The organism is Blautia sp. An46, assembly GCF_002161645.1.
GTDB lineage: Bacteria > Bacillota > Clostridia > Lachnospirales > Lachnospiraceae > Blautia > Blautia ornithocaccae.
The window spans coordinates 105,705-128,267 of record NZ_NFIF01000004.1 but is presented as its reverse complement, the minus strand read 5'-3'; the positions used below and the strand labels follow the sequence as shown (position 1 = coordinate 128,267).

The 22,563-nt window shown below is 45.8% G+C and carries 25 protein-coding genes and 1 tRNA gene; 11 read left to right on the top strand and 15 right to left on the bottom strand.

Going from position 1 to position 22,563, the window contains the following annotated elements; genetic code table 11:
- The first annotated feature begins 78 nt into the window (after positions 1-78).
- Positions 79-717: a trimeric intracellular cation channel family protein gene (locus tag B5G00_RS05030; RefSeq protein WP_087269463.1), complete on the top strand. Its 639-nt coding sequence runs from the start codon at positions 79-81 to the stop codon at positions 715-717.
- A 77-nt stretch (positions 718-794) separates the two neighbouring features.
- A complete protein-coding gene (locus B5G00_RS05025; protein WP_087269460.1) occupies positions 795-1,241 on the top strand; it encodes a GatB/YqeY domain-containing protein in 447 nt (148 codons plus the stop codon).
- Between the two features lie 183 nt (positions 1,242-1,424).
- On the opposite strand, the gene B5G00_RS05020 is transcribed toward B5G00_RS05025, so the two are convergent.
- The 7 genes from B5G00_RS05020 to trmB all read right to left on the bottom strand — a co-directional run bounded on the left by B5G00_RS05020 (position 1,425) and on the right by trmB (position 5,205).
- A complete protein-coding gene (locus B5G00_RS05020) occupies positions 1,425-2,054 on the bottom strand; it encodes a TlpA family protein disulfide reductase (protein WP_087269457.1) in 630 nt (209 codons plus the stop codon).
- A gap of 13 nt (positions 2,055-2,067) precedes the next feature.
- On the bottom strand, positions 2,068-2,733 hold the full coding sequence (locus B5G00_RS05015) for a cytochrome c biogenesis CcdA family protein (protein ID WP_087269454.1): 666 nt from the start codon (positions 2,731-2,733) through the stop codon (positions 2,068-2,070).
- Positions 2,730-3,524, bottom strand: a complete 795-nt coding sequence (locus B5G00_RS05010; RefSeq protein WP_087269451.1) for a SagB/ThcOx family dehydrogenase — start codon at positions 3,522-3,524, stop codon at positions 2,730-2,732. Before B5G00_RS05010 ends, B5G00_RS05015 begins: the two co-directional genes overlap by 4 nt.
- 218 nt (positions 3,525-3,742) lie before the next feature.
- Positions 3,743-3,874, bottom strand: a complete 132-nt coding sequence (locus B5G00_RS19490) for a hypothetical protein (protein ID WP_275532362.1) — start codon at positions 3,872-3,874, stop codon at positions 3,743-3,745.
- A gap of 240 nt (positions 3,875-4,114) precedes the next feature.
- A tRNA-Lys gene (locus B5G00_RS05005) sits at positions 4,115-4,187 on the bottom strand.
- Between the two features lie 101 nt (positions 4,188-4,288).
- Positions 4,289-4,438: a hypothetical protein gene (locus B5G00_RS18985; protein ID WP_164496686.1), complete on the bottom strand. Its 150-nt coding sequence runs from the start codon at positions 4,436-4,438 to the stop codon at positions 4,289-4,291.
- Positions 4,439-4,551: 113 nt separating this feature from the next.
- Positions 4,552-5,205: a tRNA (guanosine(46)-N7)-methyltransferase TrmB gene (gene trmB / locus B5G00_RS05000; RefSeq protein WP_087269448.1), complete on the bottom strand. Its 654-nt coding sequence runs from the start codon at positions 5,203-5,205 to the stop codon at positions 4,552-4,554.
- 213 nt (positions 5,206-5,418) lie between these two features.
- On the opposite strand from trmB, the gene B5G00_RS04995 reads away from it, so the two are divergent.
- From B5G00_RS04995 to B5G00_RS04955, 9 genes are read left to right on the top strand one after another with little or no spacing between them, the layout of a single operon-like run.
- Positions 5,419-5,730, top strand: a complete 312-nt coding sequence (locus B5G00_RS04995; RefSeq protein ID WP_087269445.1) for a hypothetical protein — start codon at positions 5,419-5,421, stop codon at positions 5,728-5,730.
- A 4-nt stretch (positions 5,731-5,734) separates the two neighbouring features.
- Positions 5,735-6,775 carry a V0D/AC39 family V-type ATPase subunit gene (locus tag B5G00_RS04990; protein ID WP_087269442.1) on the top strand — a complete coding sequence of 347 codons (1,041 nt, stop codon included), beginning with the start codon at positions 5,735-5,737 and terminating at the stop codon, positions 6,773-6,775.
- 18 nt (positions 6,776-6,793) lie between these two features.
- The gene (locus tag B5G00_RS04985) at positions 6,794-8,752 is read left to right on the top strand and encodes a V-type ATP synthase subunit I (RefSeq protein ID WP_087269439.1); all 1,959 of its coding nucleotides are present in this window, start codon (positions 6,794-6,796) and stop codon (positions 8,750-8,752) included.
- Between the two features lie 40 nt (positions 8,753-8,792).
- Positions 8,793-9,230, top strand: coding sequence for an ATP synthase subunit C (locus tag B5G00_RS04980; protein WP_087269436.1), 438 nt, complete (start codon positions 8,793-8,795; stop codon positions 9,228-9,230).
- A 23-nt stretch (positions 9,231-9,253) separates the two neighbouring features.
- The gene (locus tag B5G00_RS04975) at positions 9,254-9,562 is read left to right on the top strand and encodes a V-type ATP synthase subunit F (RefSeq protein WP_087269433.1); all 309 of its coding nucleotides are present in this window, start codon (positions 9,254-9,256) and stop codon (positions 9,560-9,562) included.
- Between the two features lie 16 nt (positions 9,563-9,578).
- On the top strand, positions 9,579-10,166 hold the full coding sequence (locus B5G00_RS04970) for a V-type ATP synthase subunit E (protein ID WP_087269430.1): 588 nt from the start codon (positions 9,579-9,581) through the stop codon (positions 10,164-10,166).
- Positions 10,159-11,925 carry a V-type ATP synthase subunit A gene (locus tag B5G00_RS04965; RefSeq protein ID WP_087269427.1) on the top strand — a complete coding sequence of 589 codons (1,767 nt, stop codon included), beginning with the start codon at positions 10,159-10,161 and terminating at the stop codon, positions 11,923-11,925. Before B5G00_RS04970 ends, B5G00_RS04965 begins: the two co-directional genes overlap by 8 nt.
- Before the next feature lie 13 nt (positions 11,926-11,938).
- Positions 11,939-13,324: a V-type ATP synthase subunit B gene (locus B5G00_RS04960; protein ID WP_087269424.1), complete on the top strand. Its 1,386-nt coding sequence runs from the start codon at positions 11,939-11,941 to the stop codon at positions 13,322-13,324.
- Positions 13,325-13,354: 30 nt separating this feature from the next.
- The gene (locus B5G00_RS04955; protein WP_087269421.1) at positions 13,355-13,972 is read left to right on the top strand and encodes a V-type ATP synthase subunit D; all 618 of its coding nucleotides are present in this window, start codon (positions 13,355-13,357) and stop codon (positions 13,970-13,972) included.
- Between the two features lie 167 nt (positions 13,973-14,139).
- Here B5G00_RS04955 and B5G00_RS04950 read toward each other — a convergent pair whose 3' ends face one another.
- The 8 genes from B5G00_RS04950 to B5G00_RS04915 form a co-directional block, all read right to left on the bottom strand.
- Positions 14,140-14,967: a MurR/RpiR family transcriptional regulator gene (locus B5G00_RS04950; RefSeq protein WP_087269417.1), complete on the bottom strand. Its 828-nt coding sequence runs from the start codon at positions 14,965-14,967 to the stop codon at positions 14,140-14,142.
- Positions 14,964-15,728, bottom strand: coding sequence for an inositol monophosphatase family protein (locus tag B5G00_RS04945; RefSeq protein ID WP_087269414.1), 765 nt, complete (start codon positions 15,726-15,728; stop codon positions 14,964-14,966). Before B5G00_RS04945 ends, B5G00_RS04950 begins: the two co-directional genes overlap by 4 nt.
- A gap of 67 nt (positions 15,729-15,795) precedes the next feature.
- Positions 15,796-16,584, bottom strand: coding sequence for a PHP domain-containing protein (locus tag B5G00_RS04940; RefSeq protein ID WP_087269411.1), 789 nt, complete (start codon positions 16,582-16,584; stop codon positions 15,796-15,798).
- A 14-nt stretch (positions 16,585-16,598) separates the two neighbouring features.
- Positions 16,599-17,435: an energy-coupling factor transporter transmembrane component T family protein gene (locus B5G00_RS04935; RefSeq protein WP_087269408.1), complete on the bottom strand. Its 837-nt coding sequence runs from the start codon at positions 17,433-17,435 to the stop codon at positions 16,599-16,601.
- Positions 17,436-17,439: 4 nt separating this feature from the next.
- A complete protein-coding gene (locus B5G00_RS04930; protein WP_087269406.1) occupies positions 17,440-19,131 on the bottom strand; it encodes an ABC transporter ATP-binding protein in 1,692 nt (563 codons plus the stop codon).
- An 11-nt stretch (positions 19,132-19,142) separates the two neighbouring features.
- Positions 19,143-19,979 carry a cell division protein FtsQ gene (locus tag B5G00_RS04925; RefSeq protein WP_087269403.1) on the bottom strand — a complete coding sequence of 279 codons (837 nt, stop codon included), beginning with the start codon at positions 19,977-19,979 and terminating at the stop codon, positions 19,143-19,145.
- Between the two features lie 250 nt (positions 19,980-20,229).
- A complete protein-coding gene (locus B5G00_RS04920) occupies positions 20,230-21,885 on the bottom strand; it encodes a sensor histidine kinase (RefSeq protein ID WP_087269400.1) in 1,656 nt (551 codons plus the stop codon).
- Entirely contained in the window at positions 21,882-22,559 is a 678-nt protein-coding gene (locus B5G00_RS04915) for a winged helix-turn-helix domain-containing protein (RefSeq protein ID WP_087269397.1), read from the bottom strand. Before B5G00_RS04915 ends, B5G00_RS04920 begins: the two co-directional genes overlap by 4 nt.
- Positions 22,560-22,563: the final 4 nt, after the last annotated feature.

The window sequence follows — 22,563 nt, the reverse complement described above, 5'->3', positions numbered from 1 at the left end:
CATAAATTGAATCCTGCCTATCCTATGTGATATAATGGTCCGCGGTGTAATATATTGCTTTTACAAAAGGAGCTTTTTATGGATACATTTATATTTTTTCTGGAAATTATTGGCACGATAGCATTTGCCTCCTCAGGAGCCATGACTGCCATTGAGAAAAAAATGGATATTTTCGGAGTAAATGTTCTCGGCGCTACCACTGCCGTAGGCGGAGGAATGATGCGGGATATCATATTAGGAGTAACTCCTCCTGCCGCCTTCTCCCAGCCAGTATATATCCTTTTCTCTATCTTGACCTCTACTATGCTTTTTGCCATCGTCTATACGAATCCGGAAATTTTACAATCCAGAATTAAAAACCGGTACTATGACAAAATCATGCTTTGGTGCGATACTTTAGGACTTGGTATTTTCACTGTAGTAGGAATTCAGACTGCATCCCGGATAATCTCTCAGGATAATGCTTTTTTCTTTATTTTCATTGGCGTACTTACCGGTGTAGGAGGCGGTGTTTTGCGAGATATTATGGCTGGAGAAACTCCTTATATACTGGTTAGAGAAATTTATGCCAGTGCTGCCATTGCCGGAGGCATTACCTGTGTGGTATGCAGCAATTCCATGGGAGAGGCCGCAGGAACTGTCCTTGGAATGGCTGTCACTGTAGTTGTCCGCTCTCTGGCTGCTTATTTTCATTGGAATCTTCTCCGCATCAAGTAGAATTTTTCTCCATCCATTGACTCGTTCCGAAGAAATGGTATACTTATAATCAGTTAGAAAAAAGGAGATGTTCAGATATGAGTAAAATTGATGATGTAAGAAAAGCCATGGTTGAAGCCATGAAAGCCAAGGATAAAGACCGGAAGGATTCCCTGTCCATGCTGCTGGCAGCCCTGAAGAACAAAGCCATTGACAAGAGGGAAGACCTTACCGAGGCAGAAGAAAATGAAGTTGTGTTAAAAGAAATCAAGCAGACAAAAGAAACTCTGGAAATGACACCTGCAGACAGAACAGACATTATAGAAGAATGCTCAAAACGTATTGCTGTCTATGAAGAGTTTGCTCCTAAAATGCTCAGTGAAGAAGAAATCAGAGAAGTCATCCAGGGCGTTCTGGCGGAACTTTCCATTGAGACTCCTACCGCAAAAGACAAAGGCAAGATTATGAAAGTTCTTATGCCTAAGGTCAAAGGAATCGCTGAAGGGAAAGTAGTAAACCAGGTACTGGCCTCTATGCTCCAGTAAAAATCCTGGAAGTATTCTCTGTATCAGCAAAAACACGATATCCTGCTGTTTACAGCAGATTTTTCAGATACCACAGCCAAAAGAAAGAGCTGGCACATTGATCCTATATCAGGAATAATGTATAAATATCCTCGATTTTGATTAATGTTCCAGCTCTTTCTTTTTGTTTATCCTTTTTCTGTTTTATTCCACTACTTCATTTAAGAGTTCCTGCAGTGTGGCTTTGGATATCATACCGCTTCCTCCGGTCACCAGCTCTCCGTTGCTGTTAAGAATATAGGTCGTAGGGAAAGCCTGGATTCCGTAGGTTATCACTGCATCCATTTCCTTGTCATAATATACCGGAAAGGAAAATCCCTGTTCTTCTACATAGGCTCGGCCAGATTCCTCTGTTTCGCCCATACAGCCTATTCCATCTACCATAATAAACTGGACCTGATCTTTCAGTTCCTGGTACAGCTCTTCAAAATCTGGCATTTCTTCCCGGCAGGGCGGACATTTACTGGTCCAGAAGTTGATCACTGCCGGTTTTCCTTCTAAAATTTCTTTCAGACTGGTCTGGGTTCCTTCCTGATCCCACACTGTAAAATCCGGCGCGTCTGCGTATTCTGCAGTTTCCTCCTGAGACTGGTTTTCATCTTCTGTTATTTCTCCCGAAGCGTCTTCTGCACTCATATCCTCTTCCTGCTTGGCCAGTTCCATTTCCCGCTGACGCTCTGCTTCCTTTTGAAGTTCCTGATAGCCAAATGCCCCGATCACCAGCAGCAGAAAAAAAGCCACTGCTCCCATTATCCATTTCTGTTTTGCGTTCATATCCGCTCCTTCCTCAGCTTACCAAAGCCAGATACTGATTCATCAACCCGGTCATCATAAGTATTCCCACCAGGATTAAAAGACCTCCGGAAATTTTATTGATTATTCCATAATGGCTTTTTATCCAGTCAAAAGTAGTCTTTAACTTCTGTATCAGCACTGCACTGATGAGGAAAGGAATTCCAAGACCTGCCGAATAGCATAAAAGCAGCAAAATTCCTTGTCCCCAGGAGGCCTGTGAAGATGCCAGCATCAGCGCCGAGCCCAGAAATGCCCCAATACAAGGTGTCCATCCCAGGCCGAATACAATACCAAAAAGGACTGTAGAGACTATCCCCATCTCTGTATTCTGTCCCATACCGCCAGTCCCTTTAAAAAGATTCAGTTTGAGCACACCCAGAAAGTTCAGACCAAAAATAATTACCATCAATCCGCAGACCAGATTCACCTCTGTCTGATATCTCCTGAGGAGGCCTCCTATTGTTCCTGCAAACGCTCCCAATACTCCGAAAGTTACTGTAAAGCCCAGCACAAAAGCCAGGGCTTTCCAAAAGGGAGAGCGTTTCTCCTGTCCGCTTCTCCCCCCGGCAAAATATGCCACATATACCGGAAGCATTGGAAGGAGACACGGTGATATAAATGTGATCAGGCCTTCTAAAAAAGTAATCAGATAAGTCATTCTTCTTCCTTTCTCCTGCCTACTGGCGCCGCATAGACAGTACATTCATAGTCTTTTTCCCCTGAGGGTCCTGGTGCAAAACCCAAAAGCTCATCCAGGCACTCCTGGTCGTAAGCGCCTATGGCACAGGTACCGCATCCAATAGACTCACAGGCAAGGTATAGGTTCTGGCATATGTGGCCTGCATCCAGAAGAATATATTTTGCCGCTTTTTGTCCATAACGCCATTCGGTCCTGTAAGGAAGGGCGCTCCAGACAAAAACCACAGGAGCGGAAGCTGCAAAAAACTGTCCACATAGCGCCTGAGTCAGCTCTGTCTCATAATCTTGCCGGTCTTCCCAAAGTTCCAGCCGGTGGTTTTCCGGAAGGTAATGATAAATTCCTTTTTTCAGCCCCTCTACACTGCTGACAAACAGGTAGGTTTCAAAAGGATGTCTGGAGCCTGCAGAGGGTACGTTCCGGAAAGTTACCGGATTTTTATGTCCCGCCATATTCCGGACGCCCTGGGTTGTCCACAGAAGGTAAGACAGTTCCAGAAGAGTAAGAGTCTCTTCCCTGTACTGTCTTCTGCTCTTTCTCCCTGTGACAAGTTCCAGAAAATTCCCGTTTATGGAAAGTTCTCCAAAGTCCTTTGGCAAAGATATCTCTCCCCGCCCAAGTTTTTCCTTTAAAGGCCTGGGCCCAGGCAGTTTCTGCTGCTGATCTGTAGGCTCCTCTCCTGCATCACTTTTCTGATATCCCTTTAATAGCTCTCTGTTTTTCATAAGCTGATATTTTGTCTTTTCATTCATGGTAAAAATCCTCCCTTCCCCTTCTCCCCACCCAGAGTAGATGTTATTATACCATAAAGTAGAAAGCCACGCGAGCATTTATGCTCATCTGGCGCCCAAGGACTTTTATATAATAAAAAAGGAGCGGCCCACGCAAAGCATACCTTTTGTCTTTGCCTAATAGGGCGCACTCCCTTATATTCTTATTTTAATTTTCCCAGCCAAAAACTAAGCTGAGTCTAATGGGCAACAGCGTAGGGTTTTCTTTTGAAAATATCTTTTGCCTTCTGGCTGACTTTAGCTTCCATTCCTGAATAGCTGCGCATAAGATCATATTTCATCTGCTTCCGGTTTCTTCTTTCTTTTCTCATTTCAAACACCTCGCTGTTTTCTTTATAGAATAAACACAGCCTGTTTTATGCCTTTTTTCTGCCTGCAGGCCTGCCGGATCTTTGTTTTTCCTACGGCCTGCAGACATTGATTCTGTGGCTGCATATTTATAATAGCACAAGAATGTTTGAAACATATTATGGTTCTTTCAAATCTATGTAAATTCAAAACAAAAAAACACCGTCCCCGAAGCTCTACGGCCTCAAAAACAGTGCTTTAACTGCGCCTTCAGGGACTCGAACCCTGGACAAATAGATTAAGAGTCTACTGCTCTACCAACTGAGCTAAAGGCGCATCTCTTATGTTTTTTTGCGTTTTCCTTAACGCAAGAGATATTATAACTCAGGCTTTTACAAAATGCAAGCTTTTTTTTATATTTTTTTAATTTTTTATTTTCATCCTCTTTTTTTGAATTTTACACTTTCTAAAATCTTTTCTGTCTCTTCTATAGATTTGAGGATTTCTGCTGCTCGTGTACCAGCCTTCCGGTTCTGGTAAGCCCACTGAAACAGGGCATTCTCCAGCCCGCCTTTCTTTTTCCCCATAAATTCCCCCCAAAAAGATCTTCTTTATAATATATGATATCAGAGGAAGAAAGGTCCTGGATATCTGACCTGCTTATCTGGAATACTGTATCAGAGACTGATTACCCGATACATTAACGCCCGGCGATCATTTTATAGATAGGGTTTCCCATAGAGGAAAATTTCTCTTCATATTCTGTCATAACATTTCCCTCGTTCATAGACGGGTCATGGTGGAGGTCAAAGGTATGAGCCATAAGTTTCCATCCTGCTTCCTCTGTTTCTTCCAGAGAAAACTCAAAGAGAGGACGGTTATCTGTCTTAAATTCCACTACCCCACGGGGAGCCAAAATCTGGTCATACCGCTGAAAAAACTGCCGGGAAGTAAGCCGCCTCTTAGCGTGGCGTTCCTTAGGCCAGGGATCAGAAAAGTTTAAATAAATTCTATCTATTTCATTCTTATCAAATATCAGCGGGAGTTCCCTGGCGTCCATCCGGATAAAACGGAGATTTTCCGGAGCAGTTCCCTCCTCCGCCTTTTCTTCCATTTTCTGAACAGCCCTGAGAAGAACACTGTCATACATCTCGATCCCCAGATAATTGATTTCCGGATTCAAATCCGCCATTTCCATAAGAAATCGGCCCTTTCCCATTCCAACCTCTATATGTATGGGATTGCTGTTCCCAAAAACCTCTTTCCAGTTTCCCCTCTTTTCCTGAAGCTCATGAACTACAAATCTATTATTTTCAATGGTTTCTTTCGCTCCCGGTATGTTTCTTAATCTCATGGTATTCCTGCCTTTCCTTATTTACAAAAAAGAGTATACATGATTTTCCATGGGTATTTCAAGTACATTTCCCGAATTCCTGCCTTACCCCTTTTCTTTTCTGATTTGTTGATGCAATTTTATGTTTTTTCCTGTTTTTTCCTTGGATTTTATATGACTTTTCTCTAAAAATGGTGTATGATAAGTGGTAGTAATTTACGAGGAGGAAATTCTATGGAAGACATCATCAACAAACTGGCTGAAATAGAAGCTGCTGCCTCTCACATCATGGATGATGTGTCGGAACAGAAGAAACAGCTGGCTTTGGAATATGACCAGGCAGTTCAGGATTTTGACCGGGCCATAGACGAAGAAACCCAAAAAAAGACAGCCAGTATCAGGAAAGAGCTGGAAGTCCGGATGAAGGAAAAGCTTTCTCATCAGGAATCTGAAACAGCCCGTACACTGAAGCAGATGGAGGACCACTATGAGGAACACCATAAAGACCTGGCTGCTCAAATATATAACCGAATATTAAGGATGTGAGACTATGGGAAATCTGCTTTCTTACAGCGGTCTGTCCACTAAAATCCGGGCCATGCAGAGCAAGCTTGTCGGCGAGTCCCAGTTTCAGGAAATCGCTCAGATGGACTCTGTTCCCCAGGTAATGGCCTATCTGAAAAAGCAGCCTGGATTTTCCGATTTATGGGCAGATTTAGATGAGAACAGCCTTCACAGAGGAGACATTGAAAAGCTCCTCCTTCACACCGTCCATCAAAATTTTGCCAAACTATACCGTTTTGCTAATCCTGAACAGAGGACTTTCATGAAACTCTATTTTAAAAGATACGAGATTGCTATTATGAAAGACTGTCTGCGGAAGGTATTCGATAAAGGACGGGGCGAGCTGGATCTCTCTATTTTTAAATCCTTTTTTGACCAGCACTCGAAGCTGAATATCGAAAGGCTTAGCGAAGCCCCTGCCATAGAGAGCTTTGTAGAAGAGCTGAAGGGTACAGAATACTATGCCCCTTTAAAAAAGCTGAGCAATGATTTCACCCCTTCTCTCTTTGACTATGGTATGGCTCTGGATCAGTACTACTTTGCCAATATCTGGTCGGTAAAGGAGAAGCTGTTCAAAAAAAGGGATCTTGCGGAGATTACCACTGCCTACGGCAATAAATTTGACATGCTGAATCTTCAGTGGATCTACCGCTCAAAAAAATATTATCATATGTCGCCGGCAGATATCTATGCACTGCTGATTCCGGTGCACTACCGGCTCTCAAAAAATGACATTACTGCTTTGGTGGAGGCTTCCGACCTGGAAGAATTCCGCCGGGCCCTGGATACCACTTATTACAAAAAACGTTTTCCCGAACTTGCCCCGGAAAAACTGGAAGAATTCTATAATCTGAATCTGAAAACAATTATAGAAAAAGAGGCAAGGAATTATCCACACTCAGTAATTGTGATATATTCTTATCTTTATCACAAGGAACACGAAGTAGACAGGCTGACCACGGCCATAGAATGTGTCCGTTATGGACTTTCGCCTGCTGAGACACTGGATTATATTCATAAAACGTAAGAACTCGGAGGTGATTACATGATCGAGAAGATGAAGTTCCTGAGTATTACGGGACCTAAGACGGATATTGACCGGGTGGTAAACGATTATCTTTCCAAATATGAAATCCATCTGGAAAATGCCATGGCCCAGCTTACTCAGGTCCAGCATTTATCTCCCTATATCCAGATCAATCCCTACAGAGATCTGCTGGCAAAGGTAAATGAATTTGCCAGCCTGCTGGGAAGCACAAAAAATATCCCTATTCAGGATATTTCTCTGGAAGAAATCCAGCCCCTGCTGGACTCCCTGGGAGAAAGGATTTCAAAGCTGCGTCAGGAATGTGATGCCATTATGGCGGAGCGTTCCTCTGTTGCTGAGGATCTGAACCGTCTCTCCCCTTTTTCTTCTCTGCCTGAAGATGTGGATAAACTGGTCCATTATCGTTTCGTCCAGGTACGGTTTGGAAGAATCCAAAGGGAATATTATGAGAAATTCAAAACCTATGTATATGACGACCTGGACACCATGTTCTATCCCTGCAGGGAAGATTCCGATTATGTCTGGGGATTGTATTTCGTTCTCTGGACCAAAATGGAAAAAGTAGACGCCGTATTCTCTTCCATGCACTTTGAACGTACCTATTTAAAGAAAGATTACTATCATGGTACGCCTCAGGCTCTCTGCGCGGAGTATGAGAAAAAACTGGAAAATCTCCGCAGAGAGTACGACAGCCGGCAGGATGAGATTCAAAAGCTTCTGGAAAGAGACGCTTCAAAGATCCTTTCCGCTCAGGCAGCCTTAAATGCTCTATCCACAAACTTTGACGTGCGGAAAGTAGCCGCCTGTGTAAAAGAGCATCAGGAAACCTTCTATATATTATGCGGATGGATGACAGAAAAAGATGCCTCTGCCTTTATGAAGGATATTGAAGATGACCCTAACCTTTTCTGCGTGGTAGAAGATGATAAAAACAAAATAAGCTGCAAGCCCCCCACAAAGCTGAAAAACCCTAAAGTCTTCAAGCCTTTTGAAATGTATGTGAAGATGTATGGACTTCCTGATTATCATGAATTAGATCCTACTGTTTTTGTGGCGATCACTTATTCCTTTATCTTCGGCGTTATGTTTGGGGATGTGGGCCAGGGCCTTCTTTTAGCAATCGGAGGATTCCTGTTATATAAGAAGAAACATTTAGATCTGGCAGCTATTATCGGTACCGCCGGTATCTTTTCCACCTTTTTCGGATTTATGTTCGGCAGCGTCTTTGGATTCGAGGATATCATAGACGCCCTGTGGCTAAGGCCTGCAGAGGCCATGACCCTGGTCCCGGGACTTGGAAATATGAACACTATCTTCGTGGCAGCCATTATCTTTGGTATGTTCCTGATCCTGCTGACTATGGTCTTCCACATTATAAATGCTGTTAAGGCTAAAGATGTGGAAGGTACCTGGTTTGACCAGAATGCGGTGTGCGGGCTGATATTCTACGGAACTCTGACCGTTTCTGCAATCCTGCTGCTCACAGGAAATCCACTTCCTGCAGCTGCAGTGCTGGTGGTACTTTTCGCGGTTCCTCTGATCATAATCATGCTGAAGGAGCCCATTACCCGGCTGGCAGAGAAGAAAACTCCTGCCATTGAAGGCAGCAAGCCTATGTTCTTTGTGCAGAGTTTCTTTGAACTTTTTGAAATTATGCTGAGTTTTCTTTCGAATACTCTTTCCTTTGTGCGTATCGGAGCTTTCGCCGTAAGCCACGCAGCCATGATGGGCGTTGTCCTTATGCTGGCTGGCGCAGAAGGGGGCGGCAGTACAAACTGGCTCATCATCGTTCTGGGAAATCTTTTTGTATGCGCTATGGAGGGCCTGATCGTAGGAATCCAGGTACTCCGTCTGGAATACTACGAAATGTTCAGCCGCTTCTACAAGGGCAGCGGAAAGGAATTCCGTCCTTTCTTAAAACGTGTAAACCGCAAAGGTTCATCAGACCAGGCATAGGTCTCAATAGAAAACAGAAAATATTAGGAGGATTTATATTATGACAACTATTATCCAAATCACTATTGCAGCAGCTTTGATCTTAAGCATCATCGTTCCCTTTGGAGCATTTTTCCTGGGAGAGAAAAACAAAAAACGTTACAAAAAATCTCTGGCAGCCAACTGCTTCTTCTTTTTCGGAACCCTTCTGGTGGGCACTATCGTTATGTTCGGCGGAACTGTAAGCGCTCAGGCTGCTACAGACGCTGCAGGTTCCGGTCTGGCAGAAGGCCTTGGATATCTGGGCGCTGCTCTGGTTACAGGTCTTTCCGGCATCGGCTCTGGTATCGCCGTTGCCAGCTCTGCAAGTGCAGCTCTGGGTGCGATCAGCGAAGACGGCTCTCTGTTTGGTAAGTCTATGATCTTCGTTGCCATGGCAGAAGGTATTGCTCTCTATGGTCTGATCATTTCCTTTATGATCCTGGGAAGATTAGGCTGACATATATGGAAGGATGATTTCCTATGAAAATGTTTTTGATCAGTGACAATATTGATACTTACACCGGCATGCGTCTGGCCGGGGTGGAAGGCGTAGTTGTCCATGAAAGAGAAGAGCTTAAAAAAGCTCTGGAGGGCGCCATCGCCGACAAGGAAAATGGTGTGATCCTTCTCACAGAGAAATTTGGAAAGGAATTTCCGGATATCATAGACGATGTCCGGCTGAATCACAGCCTTCCTCTTCTTATAGAGATTCCTGACCGCCACGGAACCGGACGGGCCCCCGACTTCATTACTTCCTATGTAAATGAAGCTATCGGACTAAAATTATGACAGGAAGGTGATAGGTATGACAACGGAAGAAAAACTGCAGCACTTTTACGCAGTTTCCATAGAAAGCGCCAAAGAGGAGGCGTCTAAAGCCATTTCTGAATACCGTGCTTCTCTGGAGGAAAACCTGGAAAAGCATAAAAAAGAAAAGAAAGCGGCTTCGGAAAATCAGTTTAAAATAGAATCGGAAAATGCTGCCAGAGAGATTAACAAAGCCCTCTCTTCAGAGCATCTCCATATTAAGCGTCGTCTTTCCAAAAAGCATCAGGAACTTGAAGAAAAGCTTTTCGATGAAGTAGAAGACATGCTCCGGGCCTTCATTGCCACTCCCCAGTATACAGACTGGCTGGAAGACAAAATAAAAAGAGCCCTTGAGGCTGCTGGAGAGGACCAGATGGAAATCTATCTTTCTGCAGGTGACCAGGCTCTGGCAGAGGAACTTGAAAAACGCACAGGAATCTGTCCTCTGATCTCCCAGACTTCTTTCCTGGGAGGTATCCGGGCAGTAATCCCCGAAAAAAATATTCTTATTGACTACACGCTCCTGACCCTGCTGGAAGGGGAGAAGGAAAACTTTAATTTTGACGGAGGGCTGAAATATGAGTAGAACTGGTATTATTTACGGCATCAATGGCCCTGTCATCTATCTAAAAGGAAATACCGGGTTTAAGATGTCCGAGATGGTCCATGTGGGTAAGGAACACCTGGTAGGGGAGGTCATTTCTCTGAAAAAGGATACCACTACGGTACAAGTCTTCGAGGAGACCAGCGGCCTGAAACCAGGAGAGACAGTTACTGCCACAGGAGATGCCATTTCTGTAACCCTGGGTCCTGGAATCCTGGACAATATTTTCGACGGTATACAGCGGCCTCTTTCTGAAATTGCCAGAGGGTCCGGAAAATATATTTCCAGAGGTGTACAGGTAGATTCCCTGGATACGGAAAAACTCTGGGATGTGCACATGACCATTTCTCCGGGAATGGAGGTCTACGGCGGAACCATTATAGCCGAGGTTCCTGAAACCTCTTCTATTGTCCACAAATCCATGGTTCCTCCAAATATCCATGGAATTGTAAAATCTGTAGTTCCCGATGGTAAATACAATATTACCCAGACCATAGGAGTGCTGACCCTGGCAGACGGCAGTGATTACGAATTAAAGCTGGCCCAGAAATGGCCGATCCGTGTTCCCCGGCCTACCAGCCGCCGCTATCCGGCCTCTGTGCCCCTGGTCACCGGACAGCGTATCCTGGATACCCTGTTTCCTATTGCCAAGGGAGGCACAGCTGCTGTACCCGGAGGTTTCGGAACTGGAAAGACTATGACCCAGCATCAGATCGCCAAGTGGTCTGATGCAGATATTATCGTATATATCGGCTGCGGCGAGCGCGGCAATGAAATGACTCAGGTACTGGAGGATTTCTCCAAGCTCCATGACCCGAAAACAGGAAATCCCCTTATGGCCCGTACAGCCCTGATCGCCAATACTTCCAACATGCCTGTGGCTGCCCGTGAGGCTTCTATCTATACCGGCATTACTCTGGCAGAATATTACAGGGATATGGGATATGACGTGGCTATCATGGCTGACTCAACTTCCCGCTGGGCCGAAGCTTTAAGAGAGCTTTCCGGACGTCTGGAAGAGATGCCTGCTGAAGAAGGTTTTCCCGCCTATCTGGCCTCCCGTCTCTCTGGTTTTTACGAAAGAGCTGGAATGATGCAGAACTTAAACGGCACAGAAGGCTCTGTATCCATTATTGGAGCTGTATCTCCTCAGGGAGGAGATTTCTCTGAGCCTGTTACCCAGAACACCAAACGTTTCGTCCGCTGCTTCTGGGGACTGGATAAGTCTCTGGCCTATGCCCGGCACTTTCCCGCTATTCACTGGCTTACCAGCTACAGCGAATATCTGGGAGACCTGGCTCACTGGTACAGTGAAAACGTTTCTCCCAAATTTGTGGAAGACCGGAATCAGCTTATGGCTATCCTGAACTCTGAAAGCAGCCTTATGGAAATTGTAAAGCTCATCGGAAGCGACGTGCTCCCTGATGACCAGAAACTGACTCTGGAAATCTCCAGAGTGATCCGCCTGGGCTTCCTCCAGCAGAACGCCTTCCATCCTGACGACACCTGCGTTTCCCTGGAGAAGCAGTTTAAAATGATGGAGGTCATCCTCTATCTGAACCAGAAATGCAAGATCCTGGTGGGCATGGGAATGCCCGTATCGGTGCTGAAACGGGAGAACATTTTTGAAAAAGTAATCTCCATTAAATATGATGTTCCCAACGATCATCTGGAAATGATGGATGATTACATGAAAGCCATTGACGATTTTTATAATACAGTAATGGAAAAGAACGGTTAAGGAGGGACTGGAAATGGCAATAGAATATTTAGGATTAAGCGAGATTAACGGCCCTCTTGTTGTTCTGGAAGGAATAAAGGACGCCTCCTACGATGAGATCGTAGAATTCCGTGTTGATGACGGAAGCAGAAAGCTGGGACGTATCGTAGAGATTTACGAAGATAAAGCAGTTATCCAGGTATTCGAAGGCACAGAGAACATGTCCCTTATGAATACCCACACAAGACTCAGCGGGCGGCCTATGGAAATTGATCTTTCTCTGGAAATCCTGGGCCGTACCTTTGATGGCATCGGAAGGCCCATAGACGGCCTGGGGCCAGTAGCCGCCGAGGCCCGTCTGAATATTAACGGCCTGCCTCTGAATCCGGTGACCAGAGAATACCCCAGAAACTTTATCCAGACCGGTATTTCTGCCATCGATGGACTGACTACTCTGATCCGTGGGCAGAAGCTGCCTATTTTCTCCGGCAACGGCCTTCCCCATGACCAGCTGGCAGCCCAGATCGTACAGCAGGCTTCTCTGGGAGGGGACAGTGATGAAAACTTCGCCATTGTCTTTGCGGCAATGGGTGTAAAATACGACGTAGCGGAGTTTTTCCGCCGGACCTTTGAGGAAAGCGGCGTATCCGACCATGTAGTCATGTATCTCAACCTTGCCAACGACCCGGTGGTGGAAAGACTGATCACTCCAAAGGTAGCTCTCACTGCCGCAGAATATCTGGCTTTTGAGAAGGGCATGCATATCCTGGTAATCCTGACAGATATCACTTCCTTCTGTGAGGCAATGCGTGAGGTATCCTCTTCAAAAGGAGAGATTCCCTCCAGAAAGGGTTATCCCGGATATCTTTACAGCGAGCTTGCCACTCTGTATGAAAGAGCCGGCATCGTAAGAGGGGGAACAGGTTCTGTTACCCAGATTCCTATTCTGACCATGCCTAACGACGATATCACTCATCCTATCCCGGACCTGACAGGATATATTACCGAGGGACAGATTGTTCTGGAGCGTCAGCTTCATGGACAGGCTATCTATCCCCCTATTAACGTACTGCCCTCTCTTTCCCGTCTGATGAAGGATGGTATTGGAGAAGGCTTTACGCGAGAAGATCATCAGGATGTGGCCAACCAGCTTTTCTCCTGTTATGCAAAGGTAGGAGACGCCAGAGCCCTGGCCTCTGTAATCGGCGAAGATGAGCTCTCCCCTATAGATAAGATCTATCTGAAATTTGGAGAGGCTTTTGAACACGAATTTGTAGGCCAGCGTGCCGATGAGAACAGGAGCATCACCGAAACTCTGGACAAAGGCTGGAAACTGCTGGGTATGATACCAAAAGAAGAACTGGACAGAATCGATACTAAGATACTGGACAAATACTACAAACCCACAGAGGAAGAATAAGTAAATGTTTCCCAAAAGAGAGGTGATGATATGGATCCCAATACCTTTCCCACTAAAGGAAACCTGATATTGGCAAAGAATTCCCTGGCTCTTTCCAGGCAGGGCTTCGACCTCATGGATAAAAAAAGGAATATTCTTATCCGGGAGCTCATGGAGCTTATCGACCAGGCCAAAGATATCCAGTCTCAGATCGATATTACTTTCCGTACCGCCTACGCCGCTCTTCAGAAAGCAAATATGGAAATCGGCATCAGCAATGTACAGGAAATCTCCCGGACAGTTCCCATTGAAAATTCTATTGAGATCAAAACCCGAAGCGTTATGGGAACAGAAATCCCCCTGGTCCGCTATGAACCGGACTCGGGAGCTCCCACCTATGCCTACTACGGCACAAAAGCCTCTCTGGATGAGGCCAAGGCTGCCTTTGAAAAGGTGAAGGAGCTGACTATCCGTCTGTCTATGGTAGAAAATTCTGCCTACCGGCTGGCGGTAAATATCAAGAAAACCCAGAAACGGGCAAATGCTTTGAAAAACATTACCATTCCCAAATTCGAGGCTCTTACAAAGAGCATTTCCAATGCTCTGGAAGAGAAAGAAAGGGAAGAATTCACCCGTTTGAAAGTAATCAAGCGGATGCAGAGCGGGTAACTGAGCAACTGAAAAACTTTCATAAAAAATAAACCTGATAACCGTCCTTTCCGGTAGCAGATATACCGGAGGGACGGTTATTTTAGTAGAGTCTTCTTTTTTAACCGTTCCATTTGCCAAATCCGAATCCAAAGTCTAAAAAACAATTTTCTGTCAAAGGAACTCCTTTACTTCTGCTTAAACTTCTCTTTCAGTTTCTGTATCTTCAGAAGATTCTCGGCGGTATCGCCCTGGTCTTTTTCGGAAAGGGCCAGAATCAGGGCGTCGATCATGGCTGCCGGAGCCGTCATGGAATGAAATTCTTCTTTTTCTCCTCTGTATACATACAGATTAATATCTGCCCGCTGCTCCTGGGGGGCGTACAGACGGCTGGTAAAGGCCATGGTGGTGTATCCTGCTATTTTGGCATACTCCAGGATCATTTTTCCTTCTACAGAAACTTTTGAATAGCTGAAAATGATCACCAGGTCTCCTTCTCCCGCATGGACAATCCCTTCGATGACTTCTGAGCCTCCCGAGGGCACCATAAATACTTTATACCCCAATCTCCGCAGGCGGAAGTAAAGAAGCTGGGCGGAGGATGCCGAAGCATTTTTCCCATGGATATAAATATTCCTGGCGCTCTGGATCTGGGAAACTGCCCTGGAAAATTCCTTCTGATCAAAATTTTCCAGAGTACTGCTCAAACATTCCTGCTGCATGGCAAACCATTTTCCTATATCAAATCCCTGAGTCTTCAGGAGAGTCCCTGCAATTTTCCCTGCAGCTCCTTTTCCGGTCTTCTGTCCGATGATCTCATTTTTCATTTCCTTAAAGTCCCGGTATCCCAGATGTCTGGCTGCTCTGGAAATCGTAGCTTCTGATACTTCCAGACGCTTTGCCACTTCTCCGATACTCATAAACAGAAACTCATCTGTATGAGACTCCATAAACTCCAGGATCTTCTCGTCTGACTTTGTATATTTCCCTTCTCTCCCCGGTACCGTGATGGTCATAGAACATTCTCCTCTTCTTCCGCAATACAGCGGAACTCTTCTGCGATTCCCGGTGCTGATGCAAAAACTCTTTCCTGATCAGCAAGTACGATTCCTCCGGCTTCTTCCACAAGAAGCTTCCCTGCCCCATAGTCCCAGATATGCAAATGCCCTTCATAAAATCCGTCTAATCTGCCGCAGGCTACATAGGCCAGCTCCAGGGCCGCCGTTCCCACTCTCCGGATGTCCTGGCAACGGTCATAGATCCTCCGCATACGGGCAAAAGCCCGGTCTGCGTCTTCTCTGCAGCCAGGGGCCGTCCCTATACTGATCAGGCTCTGGGAAAGAGACCGGACATTGCTGACAGAAATCCTCCTGTCATTTAAAAACGCTCCGGAGCCCTTTTTTCCGGAGAAAAGTTCACGGGAAAAGGGATTGTAAACAATCCCGAACTGGACTTCTCCTGCCTCTTTATAGGCAAGAGAGATCACACTATGCTGAAAATCATGAATGAGATTTGTGGTCCCATCCACCGGATCCAGAATCCAGATCTTCCCCTGAGGATCGATCTCTTCATTATCTTTTTCTTCCCCTAAAAACTGGACATCCGGATCTATCTGGGACAGTTTCTCAAAAATCATTTTCTGCACCCGGATATCCACTGCCGTCACATAATCTGTAGGGCCCTTTTCTGAAATATCATCAATGCCCTTCCGCTCTGTCAGCTGCCTTCCGGCTTCCAGAACGATCTTAATTGCTTCACTGAATAAATCCATCTTCATCCCTCCGCTCCTGCATTTTCCCTTTCCTTATATAATACCACAGACTTTCTCCCTAGTGTACTGTCTCTTATTGGCTGATCAATACAGAGACATAATCTCCGCCGATGGCGTGGATTTCTTTCAGAGCTTTTTTCAAGAGGCCGGCGGTTTTCACCTGGAAACCGGCGTAGTCGGAGATTTTAATGCTATATCTTCCTGCTTTCATTTCTTCGTACAGGTCTGCCACACGATTGGTTTCTTTTGTAAAATCGGTCCGGATACAGCCATACTGGACAGCCTGGTGGGTGTCGCTGCCTGCCACTACGGGAATGTCCAGCAATTTTCCCAGTTCTCCGGTTTTCTTTTCTGTGGCTGCCCGGTCTGCGGCAATGTCTTTACCGTTGAGATCCAGAAAGTCCAGTCGTCTCAGCTGTTCCAGAGGCAGCTGGGGAATGTGGCCTCCTTCCCGGAAAGGGTGGCCTGCGCCTACGATCACATGATACTCATCAAAAAGATCCCGAAGTTTCTCAAAAGGGAGGAAGGTATCTTTTTCCTTGTGGGGCTCCAGACGTTTATTTAATTCCAGAATTTCCTCCGGCACACCCATACAGAGGATATGGCCTCCCTCTGCAATATCGGTCTCCATTCCAGCGAAGATCCGCAGTCCCTGGTCTGTAAGCAGGGTGTCTCCATCTCTGTGGTATTTATCCAGAAGATATCCGTAAACCTGATCGAATCCCAAAGTATTAAAATGCTCTGTCAGGCACAAAGCATCCAGCCCTGCTCCTTTCGCTTCTCCAAAAAGCCAGTCTGTATACACAGTGGAGAAAGGAAGCCGCTTTGCCAGCTTCCCGTGTGTATGAAAATCCATATACATATTCTGTTTACCTCCTAAAGTATTGTGGCTGCCAGAACTGTCAGGGAAACCCACAAAAAGGACACTGCCAGAAACAGCAGGTCGTTGTAGGTGACCTTCAGTCCGGAAAGCTTCATTTTTTTAACTTCCTTATTGGCCGCTCCATAACGGTAGCCTTTGATCTCCAGGGCTTCCACTGTTGTCCGGGACCGCTTGGCCGTATTCAGCATAAGAGGATAAAAAGAATGGATGATCATCTTGATCTGGTAGATCAGATACCGGATTTTTCCTATAAATGTGTCTGTATCCGGCGCATTTCCTCTCAGCCTGTAAGACAGAAGCACGTTCTGAAACTCCTCCATAAGCATAGGGAGCATACGATACGCATAGGAGATGGAAAAAGAAAGTTTTTCCGGACAGCCGTACCACATCAGACCGTTAGAAAGCCGATCCGGATCCAGGCCGGAAAACACTGTAATGGAAGCCAGGGATACGGTTGCCACCTTCAGGGTAAGGATCAGAAGAGGCAGGATCGTCTCTGCATTTCCTCCGAAAAGCAGGGATACCACAAAGAGATAGCCGGTCTGGGAAAACACCCCCAGGATAAACAGGAAAAGGACAAGTCCTGCCACCCTTGCCATAATGGTGGTCGCTGCCACCAGGAGAAAGCATCCCAGCAGGAATACCAGATCATTGACAAACCAGGGCGCCAGGGCAAAAAACACGTACCATACCAGGAGTATCCTGGGGTCCAGCATGGCAATGACCGTATCATCATTCCCATAGGCGTTTTTCAGCACCTGATTCCGCAGGAAATCCATGGAAATTTTATCTACTACGCTGTCTGTCAGCTTTTTCATTACTTTTTCCATTTTCTCAACCTCCAAATCCCTTTACAAACTCATCCACCGTGTAGCAATAAGCCTCCTTATCAAGGGCCTGTCCCATAGTAAAGATTTCCGGCGGACGGATCCCGGCTCTGCGGACAGCTTCCTCATTGCCGAAGATCTCGTCTCTGGTTCCGTCTGCGATGATCTTTCCCTGTGAAAGAACTATGATCCTCTGGGCCCATTCGCATACCAGCTGCATATCATGGGTGGCGATCATAACCGTTTCTGTAATGTCTTTCATATCATTCAGCGTCCTCATGATTTCCTTTCTGGTGGCAATGTCCAGATTTGCCGTAGGCTCGTCCAGAAGAAGGATCTCCGGATCCAGAGCAATGCCGATGGCCAGGCTGGCTCTGCGCATCTGCCCTCCGGAAAGGAGACGGCCATCCCGGTCTTTCAGGGAAGTAAGGCGGAACCGTTCCAGAAGCTTTCCTGTCCTCTCCTCCCAGTCTTTCACTCCCCGGACCTTCATGGCAAAGGAAATGTCATTTTCTATAGAGTCCTTGATAAACATATCCTCCGGATTCTGATATACCAGAGACACATATTTGGAAAGATTTTCCGGCTTAGCCTTTCTGGTGTTGATATCCTTGATAAACACATCACCGGACGAGGGCTTTAAAAGCCCTGTCATCATTTTCATTAATGTGGACTTTCCCGCTCCATTGGAACCTATGAGAGCGATCTTCTCCCCCCGGCAGATTTCCAGATCCAGATCCTCAAAGATCTTTCTGGGTTCTCCTTTCACAGACCGGTAGGAAACTGCCGCATGCCGGTATTCCACAGAAGGCTCTGTCTGCTTCTGTCTGATTCGAAACTCCATATAGCGTTTATCAAAAGTCAGATTCTGAAAAGCCTTTTTCCCGTCTTCTACAGTAGAAGGGTATTCCTTTTCATGGGGTATGGCCCCTTTTTTCTCCAGCCCATAGGCTGCCAGAGTTACCTGAGGCGGAAAGATATTGCAGGCCTGAAGCTCTTCTACCCTGCTCAAAGCTTCCTTAGCCGGAAGTTTCCATTCCACATGCCCGTCCTTCAAAAGCATCACATGTTTACAGTAGTCTGCAATATATTCTGTATGATGCTCAATGACAATAATCGTTTTTCCCTGCTTCTCGTTTAATTCCCGCAGGATCTCATAGATCCTGTCTGCATGGTGGGGATCCAGCTGAGCAATAGGTTCGTCCAGGATCAGAACCTCCGGCTGGAGGGAAACCGCTCCCGCCAAAGCCAGAAGATGGGTCTGGCCCCCGGACAACTGGAACACATAATCATTTTCTCTCCCTGTAAGACCGCAGAGATCCAGGGCCTCCAGACCTCTCTCCTTATAATCCTTCATGCCGTAGTTCATGCATGCATAAGAGGCGTCATCCAAAACTGTCGGACGAACGATCTGATTCTCGAAATCCTGATATACATAGCCTGCTTTCTGAGCCAGCGTCCCGATATCTGCCTCCAGCGTGGAGATTCCTCCCACCAGCACTTCCCCCTGGAAATCACCGGTAATAAAATGGGGGATCAGCCCATTCATAACTTTACAAAGAGTGGACTTTCCGCAGCCATTATTACCCACGATAGCCAGAAAGTCCCCTTTTTCAATCTCTAAATTTACATCTTTTAAAGTGGGGGCCTGGGCCCCCGGATAAGAATAGGTAAGATTTTTTATTTCTATACTGTTCATAATCACACTCTCTATGCACGCTCAGCAGCACTGTCTGCTTTTTTCTTGATAACCAGAATCGCTATAATAGCCACAGCAGCAGCCACTGCCATTCCTGCCGCCATTGCTGTACCGCTTTCGGCCCAGCTTGCTTCCCAATCGATGAGAGACATGCCGCTTTCTGCCAGCATCTCCGATGCAATAGCCACTGCAAAGGCAGCCAGTGAACAGACCAGTACCTTCAGCCCGATAGGGTCCAGAGCTGTCTTCTCGGTTCTTGGCTCCATTCCCAGAAGCGGTTCGATTTTTCCATAAAGCTTCGGCACCAGGAAAAGGGTAGGAAGCATACAAAACAGGATTCCTGAAAATACGATATCATTGAGGCAGGCAAAGCCTTCTGTGGCAAACACACTCTGGGGAAGTCCGGGAACCGCTTCAAAATCCTGTACTGCAAACTGAACTTTCAGGATATCCACGATCATACCCAGGATCTGCTGAATGGCTACACCGCTGATAGCGGCGATCCCTACCATTTTCCGGTTTTTCGGATTTCTCACCAGACGTCCTGCAATATATACGCCGATGGTAACTGTAATAAATTTTTCCAGCTCTCCAAGTCCGCCAAACTGACCAAGCATGATCTCACTGAAGACCAGTTCTCCTGTAGCTGCTCCCAGAGCCGCTGACATAGGATCAAAGAGCATTGCCAGCACTAAAGGGATAAACAGGAAATATTCTACAGAAAACTCTACGATTCCCACCTGGAAGGAAGGGATCAGTTCTGTAAACAGCGTTGCTAATCCATAAAGAGACATGGTAAGTACAAATACCATTAATTTCTGCGACTGCGTCAGTCTTTGTGTTTTCATTGTCGTTACTCCTCCTGAAAAATAATGATTTTCTTTTTTACAGGAATATGATAGCAACGGCAGTTTAAATCTGATAGCATGTTTTTGTAAAATGTAATTAAATTTTCTTAATTCTGCTTTTATGAAATTTAATTTTCATTTTGAAACTTCACTTGAGAATATTAAAATGAAAAAAATAGTATCCTGTAGAATCCTGGTCTATAAAACCTGGATTTTACAGGATACTATTTTTTTTCAGCATCTATTAGTGCTATTCCGGCAGTGTAAGGATAAACTTGCTGCCTTCTCCCAGGGTACTCTCTACTTTTATATCTGCTCCCAGGAACATTGCACCATGTTTTACAATGGAAAGTCCCAGTCCAGTTCCGCCGATAGCTTTGGAATGGCTCTTATCTACCCGGTAGAATCTTTCGAAGATTCGTTTCTGATCTTCCTCGGAAACTCCGATTCCCGTATCTTCCACAGTAATCACAGGACGCTCTCCATCCTGAGATATGGTTACAGTGAGGCTTCCACCTTTCTTATTATATTTGATTCCATTATCGCAGAGATTATAAATAATCTCATCCAGTATCGTTTTTACCGTATCTGCCTTAATATGCGGGCCATAGAGATAGCAGTGGACGCCTTCTGCCTTGGCATGGTCTTCCATCCGCACAAAAATCTCTCTTACCATTTCGTACAAATCCACACTCTCTTTTTCATAAGGAAGTTTTCCCTCGTCCAGCTGAGAAATCTTGATCACATCATTGACCAGAACGATCAACCGCTGAGCTTCTTTAAAGATACGTCCCGCAAACTTTTTCGTATCTTCTGGTTTTACAAAACCGTCGCTTATAATCTCAGCAAAACCTGAGATTGAAGTAAGAGGGGTCTTCAGCTCATGGGATACATTTGCTGTAAACTCCCTGCGCATCTGCTCCCCTTTCATCTTTTCCGTCACATCCAGAATCAAAATCACTGCCCCGGTGACTTTTTCATCCTGGAACACGGGATTGGCAGCTACCTGGCAGGTGATGCCCTGGAATTCCTGATAGGATATCACATGCTGTCCACTCAGTACCTTTTCCACTGTCTTCTGAAAATTTTCGCTTCTATTCAGTGCCAATACACTCTGTCTGGCATCCTTGTCTTTAGCTCCCAGAAGTCTCAATGCACTAGAATTATAAGACAGAACTTCCGTGTGAGAATCTATGACCAGAAATCCCTCTTCCATGTTGTCGGTGATCATGGAAAATTCTTCCTGCTGACGCTTTGCCTCAGTAATCTCTGCCTGAAGGGATTTCTGCTGCCGATTAATCCTTGAAAGGAGAGGGGCCACCTCTTCATAAGTCTGGTTCTCCTCCGGATGGTCCAGATCCAGCCCATTTAACGGATTTACGATCTGTTTTGCCAGTCTGGACGCCAGCACTCCTGCCAGAACCAATGCAAGGATCAGAATGATCAACAGGGGCTGGATCATACCCCCTAAAAGTCCAGTCAGGTTATACTGCACACTGGAAACTCGAAGCACTGTGCCGTCACTGAGACGTACAGCATAGTACAGGGTCCTGCGGGAAAGGGTGTCCGATTCCCTTACTGCCATTCCGCTTCCCTCTTCCATAGCTTCCTGGATTTCTTCTCTGTCCATATGGTTTTCCATATCTGCTGCATCTGAACGATTATCAAAAAGTACAGTGCCGTCTGTGTCAATGTAGGTGATCCTCTCTGCCTCTGAAGGAATAGAGTCAAAAGCGTTCATGCCCTCGTCCTCTACAGCAATAGAAAGGAACTCCGCCTCTGTGCGGAGTTCCTCCTCCAGCTGATTTCCAAAATGGTTATACAGTACACCTATGGTCAGCCCTCCGCTGGCCAGAAGCACGATCACAGACGCCAGGATTATAGATTTAAAAATCCTTTTTGTCATGAAGGTCCTCCTATCTTATAGCCCATACCTCTTACTGTCTCAATATAGTGTCCCGCCTCTCCCAGCTTCTGCCGGAGAGTACGGATATGCACATCCACGGTTCTGCTTTCACCGTCAAACTGATATCCCCATATTTTATCCAGGAGCTGTGCTCTGGTAAATACTATACCAGGATTAGAAAGCAGCAAAAGCAAAAGCTCAAATTCCTTTAAAGTAAGGACAACCTCCCGGTCTCCTACTTTTACCTGATGTTTTTTCTGAGACACGTACAGACCGTCTATAGTGTATTCTTTATCTGTCTGCCCTGTCTTACCGCTTCTTCTGAGAAGAGCTTTGATCCTGGAGACCAGTTCCATCATACGGAAAGGCTTAGGTATATAGTCATCTGCACCGCTGTCCAACCCTTTTACCGTATCATATTCGCTGCCCTTTGCAGTCAGCATGGCAATGGGAAGATTTTTCGTATCTCCTCTTTTTCTCAGTTTCGCCAGAATATCCAGTCCGTCTTCCTCTGGAAGCATAATGTCCAGAAGGATCAGATCCGGCACTTTATTGTCTAAAGCTTTCCAGAAGTCGGAGGGTGTTCCGAAACCTTCTGCCTCCATACCCTGACTGTTCAGGGTATAGACTACCAGTTCCCGGATGCTCTCATCATCTTCTACTAAATAAATCATGTAT

Excerpts from the sequence above, each read along its gene's own strand:
- B5G00_RS05030 (WP_087269463.1), top strand. The coding sequence starts at position 79 with ATGGATACATTTATATTTTTTCTGGAAATTATTGGCACGATAGCATTT.
- B5G00_RS05025 (WP_087269460.1), top strand. The coding sequence starts at position 795 with ATGAGTAAAATTGATGATGTAAGAAAAGCCATGGTTGAAGCCATGAAA.
- B5G00_RS05020 (WP_087269457.1), bottom strand. The coding sequence starts at position 2,054 with ATGAACGCAAAACAGAAATGGATAATGGGAGCAGTGGCTTTTTTTCTG.
- B5G00_RS05015 (WP_087269454.1), bottom strand. The coding sequence starts at position 2,733 with ATGACTTATCTGATTACTTTTTTAGAAGGCCTGATCACATTTATATCA.
- B5G00_RS05010 (WP_087269451.1), bottom strand. The coding sequence starts at position 3,524 with ATGAATGAAAAGACAAAATATCAGCTTATGAAAAACAGAGAGCTATTA.
- B5G00_RS19490 (WP_275532362.1), bottom strand. The coding sequence starts at position 3,874 with ATGAGAAAAGAAAGAAGAAACCGGAAGCAGATGAAATATGATCTTATG.
- B5G00_RS18985 (WP_164496686.1), bottom strand. The coding sequence starts at position 4,438 with ATGGGGAAAAAGAAAGGCGGGCTGGAGAATGCCCTGTTTCAGTGGGCT.
- trmB (WP_087269448.1), bottom strand. The coding sequence starts at position 5,205 with ATGAGATTAAGAAACATACCGGGAGCGAAAGAAACCATTGAAAATAAT.
- B5G00_RS04995 (WP_087269445.1), top strand. The coding sequence starts at position 5,419 with ATGGAAGACATCATCAACAAACTGGCTGAAATAGAAGCTGCTGCCTCT.
- B5G00_RS04990 (WP_087269442.1), top strand. The coding sequence starts at position 5,735 with ATGGGAAATCTGCTTTCTTACAGCGGTCTGTCCACTAAAATCCGGGCC.
- B5G00_RS04985 (WP_087269439.1), top strand. The coding sequence starts at position 6,794 with ATGATCGAGAAGATGAAGTTCCTGAGTATTACGGGACCTAAGACGGAT.
- B5G00_RS04980 (WP_087269436.1), top strand. The coding sequence starts at position 8,793 with ATGACAACTATTATCCAAATCACTATTGCAGCAGCTTTGATCTTAAGC.
- B5G00_RS04975 (WP_087269433.1), top strand. The coding sequence starts at position 9,254 with ATGAAAATGTTTTTGATCAGTGACAATATTGATACTTACACCGGCATG.
- B5G00_RS04970 (WP_087269430.1), top strand. The coding sequence starts at position 9,579 with ATGACAACGGAAGAAAAACTGCAGCACTTTTACGCAGTTTCCATAGAA.
- B5G00_RS04965 (WP_087269427.1), top strand. The coding sequence starts at position 10,159 with ATGAGTAGAACTGGTATTATTTACGGCATCAATGGCCCTGTCATCTAT.
- B5G00_RS04960 (WP_087269424.1), top strand. The coding sequence starts at position 11,939 with ATGGCAATAGAATATTTAGGATTAAGCGAGATTAACGGCCCTCTTGTT.
- B5G00_RS04955 (WP_087269421.1), top strand. The coding sequence starts at position 13,355 with ATGGATCCCAATACCTTTCCCACTAAAGGAAACCTGATATTGGCAAAG.
- B5G00_RS04950 (WP_087269417.1), bottom strand. The coding sequence starts at position 14,967 with ATGACCATCACGGTACCGGGGAGAGAAGGGAAATATACAAAGTCAGAC.
- B5G00_RS04945 (WP_087269414.1), bottom strand. The coding sequence starts at position 15,728 with ATGAAGATGGATTTATTCAGTGAAGCAATTAAGATCGTTCTGGAAGCC.
- B5G00_RS04940 (WP_087269411.1), bottom strand. The coding sequence starts at position 16,584 with ATGTATATGGATTTTCATACACACGGGAAGCTGGCAAAGCGGCTTCCT.
- B5G00_RS04935 (WP_087269408.1), bottom strand. The coding sequence starts at position 17,435 with ATGGAAAAAGTAATGAAAAAGCTGACAGACAGCGTAGTAGATAAAATT.
- B5G00_RS04930 (WP_087269406.1), bottom strand. The coding sequence starts at position 19,131 with ATGAACAGTATAGAAATAAAAAATCTTACCTATTCTTATCCGGGGGCC.
- B5G00_RS04925 (WP_087269403.1), bottom strand. The coding sequence starts at position 19,979 with ATGAAAACACAAAGACTGACGCAGTCGCAGAAATTAATGGTATTTGTA.
- B5G00_RS04920 (WP_087269400.1), bottom strand. The coding sequence starts at position 21,885 with ATGACAAAAAGGATTTTTAAATCTATAATCCTGGCGTCTGTGATCGTG.
- B5G00_RS04915 (WP_087269397.1), bottom strand. The coding sequence starts at position 22,559 with ATGATTTATTTAGTAGAAGATGATGAGAGCATCCGGGAACTGGTAGTC.